Here is a 15085-nt window from a genome sequence, read left to right as displayed (position 1 = left end):
TATTGATTGATAAAATTTTGATTAAGAGTGAACATTATAAAGGATAAATAATTATGTTAGTAGCATTAAAAAACACCGCAGTCGGTATCATGAGCATTATCCGCTCAATGTGGATGGTGAATGCTCACGCTCTGCGTCCACGAGATACCATTCTTTATCCTGAGCAGCCTGTGCCTGTGCCGCCCCGTTTTCGTGGACGCATTGTCTTGACACGAGACCCAGACGGTGATGAACGCTGTGTGGCGTGTAATTTGTGTGCAGTTGCTTGCCCTGTGGGCTGTATTTCGCTACAAAAGGCCGAGCGTGAAGATGGTCGCTGGTATCCTGAATTTTTCCGCATTAATTTTAGCCGTTGTGTATTTTGTGGTATGTGCGAAGAGGCTTGCCCAACCACAGCAATTCAATTGACCCCTGATTTTGAGCTGGGTGAGTACAATCGCCAAAATCTGGTTTATGAAAAAGAGCATTTGCTTATCAGCGGTACGGGCAAATATCCTGAATATAACTATTATCGAGTTACTGGTATGGCGACCAAAGACAACCCCAAAGGCTCGCACCAAAATGAAGCAACGCCAATCGATGTGCGGAGTTTATTGCCATGATGACTGTATTATCACAACTGTTAAGTGATGCCAATGTGGTTGGATTTTATGCACTGGCGGCGGTGGCGATTTTTGCCAGTTTGCGAGTGATAACGCACGCCAACCCTGTGCATGCCATTTTATCAATGATTGTTTCACTGCTTGCGGTGGCGGGGATATTTTTTATCCTCGGTGCGTCATTTGCAGGGATTTTGGAGATTATCGTCTATGCAGGGGCGATTTTGGTGCTGTTTGTTTTTGTCATTATGATGCTAAATTTGGGCAGTGATGTTGGCGAAGAAAAATCATGGCTAAGTTCAACTGCTTGGGCGGTGCCAATGTGCCTGATGCTGATTATTGCAGGTGTATTGACAGCATTGATTTTAAGCTCGCCAAGCTCAGCACAAAGCCTATCAGCTGCCAGTATTGATGCCAAGCAGGTGGGCATTCGCTTATTTAGCCATTATGTGCTTTTGGTTGAAGTGGCGGCATTTTTGCTGCTTGGGGCGTTGGTGGCGGCATATCATTTAGGCAAAAAAGCTCTTGATGATGAAAATTTCAGCCATTATCAAGACACAGAACACGCCCAAAATAATCCCAATAATCAGCCTGATATGCCAGTATTTAGCAACAGCAAACGACAAGGAGGTCTGTGATGAGTGTACAGACAACAGTCAATCAGATTTCTATGCAGACAGCCGAGCAGGTTGCCAGTCTTGGGGTGAATAGCTCCCATGCGTTGATTTTGGCGGCGATATTGTTTGCCATTGGATTGGCAGGTGTGATGGCACGGCGTAATGTCTTGTTTATGCTGATGAGCCTTGAGATTATGATGAACGCAGCAGCGTTAGCCTTTGTGGTTGCGGGCAATATGTGGGGCAGTGCTGATGGGCAGGTGATGTTTATCTTTGTGCTGACCTTGGCGGCAGCAGAGGCGGCGATTGGGCTTGCGATCTTATTGCAATTTTATCATCGATTTGGCAGTCTTGATGTCAATAAAGCCAATAAATTAAAGGGGTAGGATATGAGTATGCTGGCGTGGACTTTTATTTGCCCACTGATTGGATTTTTGATATTGGCAACTTTGCGTGATCGTCTATCACAAACAATGGCTGCTGTTATTGGTACGGGTTCGATGTTGCTATCAGCAGCTGCCACCTTGTATGTTGGGTTGGATTATTTGCAAAATTTTGCCAATCAGCGTATCGAGGTGCCGCTATGGACTTGGCTAAAAATAGGGGATTTTGCCCCAAGTTTTGGCTTGGCATTTGATGGCTTGACCTTGACCATGACTGCCATCATCACGGGCATTGGTTTTTTGATTCACCTGTTTGCTGCATGGTATATGAATGGCGAGCAGGGATTTGCCAGATTTTTTAGTTATTTAAATTTGTTTGTTGCCAGTATGTTGCTGTTGGTGCAAGCGGATAATCTACTATTATTATACCTAGGCTGGGAAGGTGTTGGCATTTGTTCCTATCTTTTGATTGGATTTTATTTTGCCAACCGTGCCAATGGCCGTGCTGCCATCAAGGCTTTTACGGTAACGCGTGTTGGTGATGTGTTTTTGGCAATCGGCTTATTTTTGTTATTTAGAGAATTTGGCACGCTTAATATCAATGAAATCATCACCAAAGCACCAGCGGTATTTGATATCAACAATCCTACCATGATATTGACAACCATGATGCTTGTCGGTGGGGCATGGGGTAAGTCAGCACAGATTCCATTGCATACTTGGCTTGCTGATGCAATGGCAGGCCCTACGCCTGTTTCGGCATTGATTCATGCAGCAACCATGGTAACTGCTGGCGTGTATTTGATTGCACGCTTGCATCCGCTATTTATACTAAGCCCTGATGTCTTGCTGTACTGGGTGGGCGGTGTTGGTGCTGTTTCAATGCTGGTGGCAGGGTTTTGTGCATTGGCACAGACGGATATTAAGCGAATTTTGGCATACTCAACCATGAGCCAGCTGGGCTATATGTTTATTGCACTGGGCGTGGGTGCATGGCAAGCGGCAATTTTTCATTTGATGACGCACGCATTTTTTAAGGCATTGCTGTTCTTGGCATCAGGGGCGGTGATTGTGTCGGTTCATCATGAACAAAATATCTTTAAGATGGGTGGACTTGCCAAAAAAATTCCTTTGGTATTTGCCTGTTTTGTGGTTGGTGGCGGTGCTTTGGTTGCTTTGCCATTTATTACTGTTGGTTTTTATTCCAAAGAAGCAATCCTGTGGGAGGCGTATGCAGGCGGCTACCAAGTGCTGTTCTGGGCAGGGGTTGTCGGTGCATTTTTGACCTCATTGTACACTTTCCGTTTGGTTTGGATTGCTTTTTTTGGCAAAGAAAAAACCCATGCCGAGCCTTTGTCTGGCATCGCATACTGGTTGCCACTTAGTGTGCTTTTGCTACTATCCACAGGCTTGGGGGCGTTGATTACGCCACCGTTAAACGAAGTGTTGCCTTTGGGAGCGGGGCAGCTGCTTGAGCAAGCAGGTGAAGTTGCGGGTAAATATCGTGCCGAATATATCGCCATGGCATTTATGGCGACAGGTTTACTTGTGGCTGTGTTTTTGTATGTTATTAACCAAGGTCGCCTGTTGGATAAATTTAAAAATACCACCCTTGGTGCCGCCTTGTATCATTGGTGTTATCACGGGTTGGGGTTCGATGCCTTGTACGATTGGTTATTTGTCAAGCCATTTTTGGCAATTGCCAAACTGCTAAAAAATGACCCTGTTGATAAACTGATAAATATTTTCCCAGCCTTGGCATCGGCTGGCAATAAAGTAATGGTTAAGACTCAGACAGGTCTGCTGCGCACGCATATGCTAAGTTTTGGCATGGCTGTGGCAGTTGTGTTGATTTTGGCAATGATGATGGTGGTGTAAAATGATTATGGAACAAAATTGGGTGCTGCCAACATTGATTGCAATTCCGTTTGTTGCAGGGTTGCTTTGCTGGCTGGTAGAAAAAATCAGCGACCGTTTGCCACGCTGGATTGCCTTGCTTGGCATGATGGCTACTTTTGCTTTGACGATACTGCTGTGGCAGCAGGGTGATTTTGGTACTTTGCTTGCCAGCAATGCTGTGGCAACTGGCGAAAATTTGCCATGGGCGGCACAGTTCGTCTTGCCTTGGATTCCAAGTTTTGGCATTCAGTTTTATTTGGCGATGGATGGTTTGTCGCTATTGATGATTGCTTTGACGGCATTTTTGGGCATTATGGCAGTGGGTTGTTCGTGGGGTGAGATTCAGCGTCGTGTTGGATTTTTCCATTTGAACTTACTGTGGTCATTGGGCGGTGTCATTGGGGTATTTTTGGCAGTTGATTTGTTCTTGTTTTTCTTCTTTTGGGAAATGATGCTGCTGCCGATTTATTTTCTGATTGCTCTGTGGGGGCATAATGCCACAGCGGGCAAAACCAAAGAATATGCTGCAACCAAGTTTTTTATTTATACCCAAGCCTCAGGATTGGTGATGCTGATTGGCATTTTGTTGCTGGTTGTTATTAATTTTAGCCAAACTGGGGTACTAACCTTTGATTATAACCAACTGCTCGGACGCAATCTGGGTGCTTGGGAATATATCATCATGCTGTGCTTTTTTATTGGATTTGCGGTGAAATTGCCCGTATTTCCGCTGCATGGCTGGTTGCCTGATGCCCATGCTCAAGCACCGACTGCAGGTTCGGTGGATTTGGCAGGTATTTTGATTAAGACCGCAGCCTTTGGCTTGTTGCGTTTTGTGTTGCCATTATTCCCTAATGCCTCTGAGGCCTTTGCACCGATTGCCATCGCTTTGGGCTTGTTTGGTGTTTTTTATGGAGCATTTTTGGCATTTGCCCAGACTGATATTAAGCGTTTGCTTGCTTATACCAGCGTCTCGCACATGGGTTTTGTGGTATTGGCGATTTATGATGGCGGTATCATCTCACTACAAGGTCTGATGGTGCAAATGGTAGCACATGGCCTATCAAGTGCAGCATTATTTATCATGGCAGGGCAGTTATATGAGCGATTGCACACTCGTGATATGACGCTGATGGGCGGTATGTGGGGACAATTTCGCTATATTGCACCGCTACTGATGTTCTTTAGTGCAGCATTGCTGGGCATTCCCGGCACTGGCAACTTTATCGGTGAGTTTTTGATTTTGTTGGGTGCATTTGCCAATTATCCAATTGCGGTAATTCTGGCAACGGCAAGCCTTGTGCTGGCTGGATTATATGCATTAATCATGGTATATCAAGCACTGTTTGGCAACAATACCACCTTGTCATTGGTTGAAAAAAATCGTGGCAAGCTCAAAGATTTGGGCAAGCGTGAATTGGCATTGCTCTTATCTTTGGCGATAGGATTGGTGTGGTTGGGATTGTATCCACAGCCTGTGCTAAACAAGTCAGAGGCAGCGATGCAGTGGATTGCCAAAGCCTATCAACAAGATGGCACCACCGCACAAACCACCCAAATCCAGCAAACAACACAGGGAGAGTGATATGAACCCTATGATTATGACATCACTTTGGTCGTTATTGCCGATACTGGTCGTGGCACTGACAGCATTGGTGGTGATGATTGCCATCGCCATGAAGCGTTCGCATTTTTGGTCAGCCAGTTTGAGTGTGGCAGGATTAAATATCGCCTTGCTTGCCTTATTGGCACAGGCGATGGGCTTAATTGAGTCAGGCGAGGCATTCGGTCTGTTTGTGTTTGATGGTTTTGCCAAATTTAACATGGCTGTGATTTTAATCTCGGCATTGGCATGTTGTACGCTGGCTTATGGATTTTTTGAGACGCTCAAGGACAATAAAGATGAGCTGTATTTATTGATGCTTATCTCAACCATGGGTGCGATGTTGATGGTATCAGCGGAGCATTTGGCGGCGTTCTTTATGAGTCTTGAACTGCTATCAATACCAATGTATGGTATGTTGGCATATACTTTTTTGCGAGCCAGATCACTGGAGGCAGGGCTGAAATATTTGGTAATGTCGGCAGCGGCATCAGCAACTTTGCTGATGGGTATGGCGTTTATTTTTGCTGATACGGGTACTTTGGCATTTGCCGATTTGGCAAAAGCCTTGTTATCAGGACAGTTGTCCGTATTGGCGATAACAGGCGTGGTGATGATGCTGATTGCCATTGCCTTTAAGTTATCGGCAGCACCGTTTCATGGCTGGGTGTCAGATGTCTACGAAGGGGCACCAGCACCTGTGGCGGCGTTTTTGGCAAGTGTCAGCAAAGTGGCGATGATGGCATTGGCACTGCGGTTTTTTATCGGCAGCATGGTGCCTGTTTTGACAGTTTTTGATACCATGTTAAGTGTGATTATCGTTTTGTCAATCGTAGTTGGTAACTTGCTGGCAATCAATCAAAACAACCTAAAGCGAATGTTGGCATATTCATCCATTGCACACATTGGCTATGCATTGATTGGCTTATTGTCAGTTGGAGCTTCTGGTGCAGGCTTGGTAAGTATGTATATGGCGATTTATGCCCTGACCTCAATCGGGGCGTTTGGCGTGATTGCTTTGATGTCCAGCCCATATCGTGAGCGAGGTCATACCTCTCTTAGCGGTGAGGCGGACGATGTGCGTTTTTATCAGGGGTTATTTTGGCGTCGTCCGATTTTAACAGCAGTGCTGACGGTGATGCTGCTATCGTTGGCTGGCATTCCGCTGACGGCAGGTTTTATTACCAAGTTTACCATTTTCTTTGCTGCGGTAGAGGGTGTGCGTTTTTGGGCGGCAGCGATGATTATTATCGGCAGTGCCATTGGCTTGTATTATTATCTGAAGGTTTTGGTGAATTTGTACAAAAAACCAAAACTTGCCCTTGAATTTGATGCACATGATCACTGGGGTATTAAAGCAGGTGGCGTGATGGTAATGATTGTAACTGCATTGGTCATTATCTTTGGTGTATTGCCAGAGGGGCTGATGCAGCTTGCGATGCTGGCAACCATTGGCTAATAAGCAGGCACCTTTTGGTGCTTGTTTTGTTTTGCAGGCTTTGGTATAGTTAGTAATTTACTCGATAAATCCAAAAATAAGCGATTGTTGAGTGCTTGGTTTCATGTCTTAATAATAAAAAGAGTTCTCATGAGTGATGATAATGCAGTTGCCATAACGGTACTATCAAAAACCCTGTGGTCTGATAACTTATTTAGTTTTACCACCACACGGCCAACGGGGTTTCGTTTTGAGGCTGGGCAATTTGTCCGCTTGGGGCTAAAGGTATCGCAGCTACAAGCCAATCAAGATAAGCAGCTGACACAGATGCCACCGATTTTTCGTGCGTATTCACTCCTATCCTCACCTTATGAGGAGGTGCTGGAATTTTTTTCGGTGGTGGTGCCAACAGGGGCGTTTACTTCACAATTGCAGCACCTACAAGCAGGCGATACGCTGTACCTTAACAGCACGCCATTTGGTTTTTTGACCCTGTCTCGCTATCAGCAGCCCAGCCCAAAAACTTTGTGGTTATTGGCAACAGGCACAGGTCTTGCACCATTTTTATCCATGTTGCAGGATTTGTACGCTTGGCAGCAGTATCAAGATATTGTCTTGGTCTATAGTGCCAGAACTACTGCCGAATTGGCATATCAGGATAAGATACATAGCCTGCCTGATAATTTTGCCAGTTTGACCGACAATCCTGCAAATTTCCACTATCTGCCAATTGTTACCAGAGAGTTGCTGCCAAACTGTCTTAATCAACGCATTCCAGCCTTGATTGCGACAGGCGAGCTTAGCAGAGCTGCTGGTGTGCCACTTGATTCCAGCTCTCATGTGATGCTGTGTGGCAATCCGCAGATGGTTGAGGATACTAAGAAAGCCTTGCAAGCACAAGGCTTGGTGATGAATCGCAGGGGGGTGGGCAATATCGCTGTAGAGAACTATTGGTAAATATTTTATTAATAAAATATCATCAATTGCCATCATTATGCGACAGATTGCCTTGATGAATATGTATTATAAATAAATATACAATTTATTATTAATAAAGGTGAAATTGTGCAAAATTTATCAATCGAACAAAATCGCACGGCATTGATTGTTGTTGATGTACAAAATGGTTTTATCACTGGTAATTTGGCGGTGCTTGGTGCTGACAAGATTATTCCGCTGATTAATCAGCTGGCACGGCAGTTTCACCATGTGATTTTGACGCAAGATTATCACCCTGCCAATCATATTTCATTTTTTGATAATCATGTGGATAAGCAGCCATTTGAGAGCATTCGCCTGCCTTATGGTGAACAGATATTATGGCCAAGACACTGTGTGCAGGGTACGGCGGATGCTGATTTTCATCAGGATTTGGATATCACACATGCCGAGCTGATTATTCGCAAAGGTTATCAGCAGGCGGTGGATAGTTATTCTGCCTTTGTTGAGGCAGATGGCACATATACAGGTCTGGCAGGGTATTTGCAGCAGCGGGGTATTGATACGCTATATTTGGTGGGTATTGCAACTGATTATTGTGTCGCTTGGACAGCGATGGATGCGGTAAAATTGGGCTTTGATTGCACGGTTGTTCAAGAGGCAACTGCTGCCATTGATAAAGATGGTTCGCTTCAAGTGGCAATGCGGCAAATGCAGCATTTGGGGGTTAAGATTATTTGAGCGTGTAATATTATAAATCTGTACCCAGACAATGTTTGTACGCCATAAATATTCGCCAATGTTGATTGAATTTTTTAAGAAAAGTTCTTGCTAAAAATAAGATGTCTTGATTTGGCACCTTTGCATTAATCCATAATTACCGAGCTGGTTTCGGTCAAGCTATTCGTTATCAGCGGTCATGCCACACCACTTAGCTTCACCATCTCTATGGTGGGAGGTCTTTTCAATACTGTCAGTATTATTATCGTTTTTCATGAAAAATGTAGCTTGTTCAGGGTTAATGGCTGTGATTTGGAGTTTGGGTTTATAAAGAATCTTTTGGCTTATAAAACCATACCAATAAAAGACTTTGATTAAAAACTTTTTAAAATTATGGACAAATGGTTTGTTTTATATTTGCTGTGAAAATTTTCCAACTTAAATATATCTTTAAGATACAAACATTTCTTTGGGTATCTAGTCAAATACACTTCAAAACTTCTAAATCCTTACGATATGTTTAGCAATCAAAAGTTGCAATTATTGGTGTTGTAGGTGCGGAATCTAATTTAGCTATTTTAAAATCATACTAAATTAAACAAACTTATCAAACAAAATCACCACCCAAACCAACACAAGGGCAGTCAGTGCAATCATCTGTGCAGCACTGCCCATGTCTTTGGCACGCCCTGACAGTGGGTGATGTTCGGTAGAAATGCGATCAACCACCGCTTCAATGGCAGAGTTAAATAACTCAACAATCAGGCAAAACAAGCAAACAAAAATCATCAAAGCACGCTCGCCGCCAGTAACGGGCAGTATCCAACTAAGCGGTATCAGTACAATATTTAGCCAAAGAATTTGGCGAAATGCTGCTTCATTGTGATAGGCGGCGGTGAGTCCCGCCAAAGAATAATTTGCAGCATTAATGATACGCTGAATGCCAGTTTTGCCTTTTTGGGGTGAGTGCATGATTCTACCTATGATTACATTTTTTCAACTGTTTTAATGCCCAGCAGATCCAAGCCCTGTTTTAGGGTTTTGGCGGTAAAATCTGCAAGCAATAGACGGCTGGTCTTGGTGGTATCATCGGCGGATAAAATTGGGCAGGCTTCATAAAATCCTGAAAAAATCCCTGCCAATTCAAATAGATACTGACACAATAAATGTGGCAAGCCATCTTTTATCACTTGCAATAACACCTCTTCAAATTGCAGTAATTTTACGATTAATGCACGCTCTTTGTCCGTGCCGATGGCAATATCACCAACTGGCAGCTGGCGGATGTCCGCACGAGCAAAGATTGAACGAATGCGAGTGTAGGCGTATTGCACATAAGGGGCGGTATTGCCCTCAAAAGAGAGCATATTATCCCAGTCAAAAACATAGTCGGTATTGCGATTTTTTGACAAATCGGCATATTTCACCGCACCGATGGCAATGGCATCAATGATGGCGGATTTTTCGTCATCGTTGAGTGTGGGATTTTTGGCATCAATGATGGCGGTGGCACGCATGACGGCTTCGTCAAGCAAGTCGGAGAGCTTCACTGTGCCGCCTGTGCGAGTTTTAAAAGGCTTACCATCTTTGCCCAGCATCATGCCAAAGGTAAAATGCTCAAGACCAAATTCGTCAGGAACCAAGCCTGCCTTGCGAGTAATCAGCCATGCTTGGGCGATGTGTTGTGCTTGTCGCGCATCGGTAAATAGCACCACGCGATCTGCTTTGAGCGTTTCGTAGCGATATTTGGCAGCGGCAATGTCAGTGGTGGTATACAGATAGCCACCGTCCTTTTTTTGCACAATGACACCCATCGGGTCGCCGTCTTTATTTTTAAATTCATCTAAAAAAACAACGACAGCACCATCATCTTCAACAGCAAGCCCTTTGTCTTTGAGCGTTTGCACAACTTCTGGCAAGAGTGGATTGTACAGGCTTTCACCCATCACATCATTGGGCGTTAGGGTAACATTAAGTCTGTCGTAAGTTTGCTGGCACTGATTCATGGTGATGGCGACCAGTTTTTGCCACATATCCAAGCAGTAGGCATCGCCACTTTGTAGTTTGACGACATAATTTCTGGATTTTTCGGCGAAATTTTCATCGCTATCATAATTTAGCTTGGCTTGACGATAAAATTCCTCAATGTCAGCCAGCTGCATTTCGCTGGCGTTTTCGGCTTGCATTTTTTCAAGATAAGCAATCAGCATACCAAATTGCGTTCCCCAGTCACCAACATGATTGGCACGGATAACGCTATTGCCCAAAAATTCAAGCACTCGGACAATGCTATCGCCAATGATGGTGGAACGCAAATGCCCAACATGCATTTCTTTGGCGACATTGGGTGCAGAATAATCCACCACTACACGCTGATTTTGCTTGGTTAAAACGCCCAGTTTTTCATCACGCTGAGCAGCGGTGGCTTGTTTGGATAGCCAGTCATTTTTTAAGAAAATATTAATAAATCCTGCACCTGCAATCTCAACTTTTTCAGCAAGGTCATCAAGGGCTAGGTTGTCTACCACACTTTGGGCAAATTCGCGTGGATTTTTGCCCATTTTTTTGGCGGCTGCCATGATGCCATTGGCTTGATAATCCCCAAATTGTGGTTTGCCTGATTGACGCACCAGAGCCTCACTGTCATCTGAAGCACCTGCGATAATCATGGCTTGCTTGATTTTATCATTAAGAATTTGTTGAATATTCATTGGCTGCCTATTATTTATTTTAAAATCTATTGCTACATATGGTAAAAATTACCAAATGCTTGTAATGATAGCAAATTTTGCCAAAAAAATCTTGTCTTTTTATCATAATAAGTGCAATTTACCGAGTGAGTTTGGTTTGATTGAATCAAGGGCTAACTGACACAGTTTGGTTGTTGTCTTGGTATGTTGCGCTTTATTTGCTGGCGTGATTGCGGTGGGGTTTAATAAAAATCATCAGGGGTGTTGTTGGATTTGTAGCCTTGATAAACATTCTAAATTTTAAAAATATGTCAATTAACGCCAATATGGGATAATTTAACCACTGATTGTATACATACAAGAAGTGGCAATTTGTAATCACCAAAAATACGCCATATGCACATTATTAAATTTCATTGTGCATTAACCCTGTAGATATGCTTAAACTTTTATGGCACATTATGCCATACTACCAAGCCTACAAGTTGCCAAAAATCCCACCAAACAAAATACGAACCATCAATACAGTCAAGTTGCCAATTAAGAGGTGTGTTTTATTTGGATCATTTCACTGGTTTAAATGGCATGGGTGCGACCATTAATCCCAAGCTTAATTCACGGTGAGCTTGGGTTATTTGAGATTGCAAGTATCACTTCTTGGCAATCTTGTGGATATGTATATATAGGAGCGTTGTGGTATGTTTTGGGCTTGGCTGCTGTGGCAAAACAACAGGGCTTATCAATAAAAAAACAGCTGTATTTGATACAGCTGTTTTGGTGTGCAAATAGATGGATTAAAATACTGATTTAATACCAATTGCACCGCCGTGGCTTTCATAGTTATCACGCCATTGACCTTGATAATTCAGGCTCAAGGTTGTAGCAGGGCTGATGGCGTAGTTTAATCCCACGCCTGCTGTGCCGATGGTGCGACCAATGTCGGTATCGGTGGTGGCAAAGCGAAGCGATGTTCCCTCAAAGCCTGCATTGATGATGTTTTGTTTATCACCACTTTCATAGCTTACCGCCAGATTGCCAGCCAACTGTAAACGAGGGCTGATAGCGGTAGCGGCTTTGATGCCAAGTGTTGGGCGTAGGCTTGTGTAGGTTTGCTTATCCACAACAAGATTATAGACTCCTGCCCCTGTTTCGCGATAACCATCAGCACGCACTTGGGCATAATCCAGACGAGCAAACGGTGCGATGTGGCGGTTTGTTTCGCCCATCATATGACTTACTCCAAGCCCTGCCATGACGGTATCGGCAGTGTAGTCCGATTTGGCGATTTGATTGCTGATGGCGATATGACGCTCACCTTGGATATCGCTTCTGGCTACGCCGATATGGGCATAGGCTGTTGTGTTGTCATGGGCTTGATAGTTACCATAAATGACAGCTTCGCCTGTTTTGGCGGCAACATTGTGATTGACTGTATCACTGTTGGTATTGCTGTCAATATAGCTCAAAGCAAAGCCGATTTTGCCGTTGCCCAAGCTGGTATCTGCTCCAACAACCGCCCCAAAATCACGCTGGTCATAACCCAAAGCACCATCAGTACCTGTTGCCGAGTTGTTCACTCCGATTGCTTTTGCCCATAGGCTGCGTTGACGGTCATCACTACCTTGAGCAATTGGCGTAAAATTAAGGCGTTTGTCATAAATAGCATCAACCGCATGACGGCTGGCAGTCAAGATGGTGCGATTGACCGAACCTGTAAGCAGCGGCTGCAAACTTGTAACAACGCGTGATAGCTGTGCGTCTGTGATTGATGATGGCAAGTCGCGTCCCAACTGCTGTATTAGCCCATAACTGTCGGCTTTGGGCATGGTATTGTTGTTGGCGGCGATATAATCGTCCAACGCATTTTCTAGACTTGTGGCAAGAGGTAGGGAAGCAAAGTTATTTTTACTCTTGACAGCCTTAACAAATCGCGTACCATCGTTTGGCGTTGGCGTTGGCGTTGGCGTTGGCGTTGGCGTTGGCGTTGGCGTTGGCGTTGGCGTTGGCGTTGGCGTTGGCGTTGGCGTTGGCGTTGGCGTTGAGCCTTGTTTCACCATGGTAAGATGAACTTTATTGGCTTCAGAATAATCGGCAGTAAAATCCACCAAAGCATGATTGTCGCTGATTTGTTTAAACTGACCGACCAATGTGCCTGCACTCACAACTTCATTGACTGCTGTGCCAGATACCAAGCCTTGGTTGATATTTTCATCAACATAAACTTTTAGGTTGCCATTACTAATATCAGCCTTACCTGTAACGACAAATTTGCCATATTCGCTTTGATTATCAAAAGATCCATCTTCATTGCTGTCAATCAAACCAATCACAAGATTTTCGCCATTCATGACATAATTACCATCAATCTTAAGCGTGCCTTCTGCTACAGCCAAATCACCTGTAAACTGCTTGCTGTCTTCAGAAATGGTCAGCGTGCCTTTACCAGTTTTCATAAATCCAGAAGTTTTATCAAGATTATTTAAATCAATCGTACCAACATTGCCTGTGATGACGGCATTTGGATTGATAATAACATCAGTTCCAGTTTTGGCTTGATAATTGTCGGTCTGGAAAATCACGCCTTTGCTACCAAGCTCAATTTTATTGTCTTTGGTAAAATTGGCAAACAAATTAGGTTGGTCGGCAGTAATGCCAATTTCTGCTCCATTGATATAAATTTCAGACAACTTGGAGTTGGCATTGCGGCTGATTTGGTTGGTGTATAATCCTGTTAGGTAGGTATTAGGATCAAGCGAATTTAAGCGAAGTGTGCCACTTCCTGTATTACCCACCATAATTTCATTGGTACGCAATGTGCTGTCATTTAGAGTCAGCGTGCCTGTACCACCTTGTGTACCAGCGGTACCGCTTGCACCACCGCCACCGATATAGATGCCATTGCCCACATAAGTGTGTCCTACATTATATTCAGAGTTTTGATTTAAGGTTAATGTACCCGTACCACCCGAGCCAATGTGTAGCTCATTTTCAATTTGTAAACGAGCTTTTGTGCCATTGATGGTTGCTTCACCGTTTGAGCCGTTTCGCACTGCAAGCACAAAATCTTTTGCTCTTATAATGCTGTCTGTAAAGTTTGCCACCCCTTTGGAGCCTGACTCTTGTCCAACGGTAAGATTCTTTGTGATTTTATAGGTGTCGTTTGTGCTATTTAAGGTTGCTGCATTACTGGCTCCAACAACCATTATACCTTCTATATTAAAGGAATTATTTTTGCTATCAACCTTGGCAATTGAGCCTGTGCCATCTGCCAAAGAATAGGCGTCATTAAGATTGAAAGTACTGCTTGCTAGATTGGCGATACCATTGCCTTCTACGCCAACTATCAAACTATTACTATTAATGGTGGCGTTGTCAGTGTTTAGTGTACCTGTTGAGCCAGTACTGCGTCCGACCGCTATTTGTCCTGCATCAACCTTGGCTTTGTCTTTTACGCTCAAGGTGCCGATGGCGTTGTTTTCTAGGGCGATATTGATGATGTTATTGTTATCGGTTTGGACGGTCAAAGTGGTGCCATCACCTGATAACTCCACACTTGCCGTGCCACCATCAGCATAGCCGATATTAACAATGCCGTTGGCATTGATTTTTGCACCGTTTTCACCAATTAATTTTGCGGTATAATTAGGATTGAAACCCACAATTAATGATTTTCCACTATCAAGTGTGGCATTATTGACAGTTACCAAGGTGTTGCTATTGTTGGAAATAATCGTTTCAATGGTGCTGACGGTGCTGGCACCATTGCTGATTTCAATGGTGGTGTCGGTAGTATTGGCAGGATTATTAGGATTTGAGCCAAAAATAACTTGGTTGCCACTTGTCAGCTTCGTACCAGCATTAGTGATTAAAATATCACCAATTAAGCTAACACTGGTATCATAATGATGCACCTGCCCATCGCTCAGCTCAATATCAGCCGCCATAGCTTCACTGCCCATCGTCATCATAATGGCAACAGATAACGCCTTGAATGACTTAGTTTTGCCTTTACTGCGAGCCAATTCACTCACACATTGCCACACGCCTGTGGCATGATTAAAAATAACACGATAAGCACGGTTCATACAATTTTCCTTATAAGATACAAAAGATGAATAAGTAAAGCTCAATCAAGCCAAATGACATCAAGTGGCACATCGCCAGACATCATTCTAAAAATAGCAATAAAAGCGAATC

11 protein-coding genes are annotated in these 15085 nt (G+C 43.8%); 8 read left to right on the top strand and 3 right to left on the bottom strand.

Translation table 11 applies throughout. The features are described from left to right. Window positions 1-53: 53 nt before the first annotated feature. From nuoI to BW928_RS06230, 8 genes are all read left to right on the top strand, one after another. A complete protein-coding gene (gene nuoI / locus BW928_RS06265; protein ID WP_076555382.1) occupies window positions 54-602 on the top strand; it encodes an NADH-quinone oxidoreductase subunit NuoI in 549 nt (182 codons plus the stop codon). Beyond that, entirely contained in the window at window positions 599-1237 is a 639-nt protein-coding gene (gene nuoJ, locus BW928_RS06260; protein WP_078310271.1) for an NADH-quinone oxidoreductase subunit J, read from the top strand. Before nuoI ends, nuoJ begins: the two co-directional genes overlap by 4 nt. A 32-nt stretch (window positions 1238-1269) precedes the next feature. Continuing rightward, window positions 1270-1602 (top strand): NADH-quinone oxidoreductase subunit NuoK, encoded by a 333-nt coding sequence (nuoK, locus tag BW928_RS06255; protein ID WP_076555446.1) that lies wholly within the window; start codon window positions 1270-1272, stop codon window positions 1600-1602. Between the two features lie 3 nt (window positions 1603-1605). After that, window positions 1606-3477 (top strand): NADH-quinone oxidoreductase subunit L, encoded by a 1872-nt coding sequence (gene nuoL / locus BW928_RS06250; protein WP_076555381.1) that lies wholly within the window; start codon window positions 1606-1608, stop codon window positions 3475-3477. Between the two features lies 1 nt (window position 3478). After that, window positions 3479-5083 carry an NADH-quinone oxidoreductase subunit M gene (nuoM, locus tag BW928_RS06245; protein WP_076555380.1) on the top strand — a complete coding sequence of 535 codons (1605 nt, stop codon included), beginning with the start codon at window positions 3479-3481 and terminating at the stop codon, window positions 5081-5083. A 1-nt stretch (window position 5084) separates the two neighbouring features. Then, entirely contained in the window at window positions 5085-6560 is a 1476-nt protein-coding gene (locus BW928_RS06240) for an NADH-quinone oxidoreductase subunit N (RefSeq protein WP_076555379.1), read from the top strand. Window positions 6561-6689: 129 nt separating this feature from the next. Then, window positions 6690-7496 carry a ferredoxin--NADP reductase gene (locus tag BW928_RS06235; RefSeq protein ID WP_076555378.1) on the top strand — a complete coding sequence of 269 codons (807 nt, stop codon included), beginning with the start codon at window positions 6690-6692 and terminating at the stop codon, window positions 7494-7496. Between the two features lie 105 nt (window positions 7497-7601). Beyond that, complete coding sequence (locus tag BW928_RS06230; RefSeq protein WP_375537532.1) at window positions 7602-8219, top strand: nicotinamidase; 618 nt, start codon at window positions 7602-7604, stop codon at window positions 8217-8219. A 573-nt stretch (window positions 8220-8792) separates the two neighbouring features. Here the strand turns inward: BW928_RS06230 and BW928_RS06225 are convergent. The 3 genes from BW928_RS06225 to BW928_RS06210 all read right to left on the bottom strand — a co-directional run bounded on the left by BW928_RS06225 (window position 8793) and on the right by BW928_RS06210 (window position 14973). Further along, window positions 8793-9170 (bottom strand): diacylglycerol kinase, encoded by a 378-nt coding sequence (locus BW928_RS06225; protein WP_076555377.1) that lies wholly within the window; start codon window positions 9168-9170, stop codon window positions 8793-8795. A 14-nt stretch (window positions 9171-9184) separates the two neighbouring features. Next, entirely contained in the window at window positions 9185-10909 is a 1725-nt protein-coding gene (gene argS, locus BW928_RS06220; protein WP_076555376.1) for an arginine--tRNA ligase, read from the bottom strand. A 773-nt stretch (window positions 10910-11682) separates the two neighbouring features. After that, a complete protein-coding gene (locus BW928_RS06210; RefSeq protein ID WP_076555374.1) occupies window positions 11683-14973 on the bottom strand; it encodes an autotransporter domain-containing protein in 3291 nt (1096 codons plus the stop codon). Between the last annotated feature and the right edge of the window lie 112 nt (window positions 14974-15085).

The organism is Moraxella cuniculi DSM 21768, assembly GCF_900156515.1.
Taxonomy (GTDB): domain Bacteria; phylum Pseudomonadota; class Gammaproteobacteria; order Pseudomonadales; family Moraxellaceae; genus Moraxella; species Moraxella cuniculi.
This window is presented reverse-complemented; position numbering and strand designations above follow the sequence as displayed.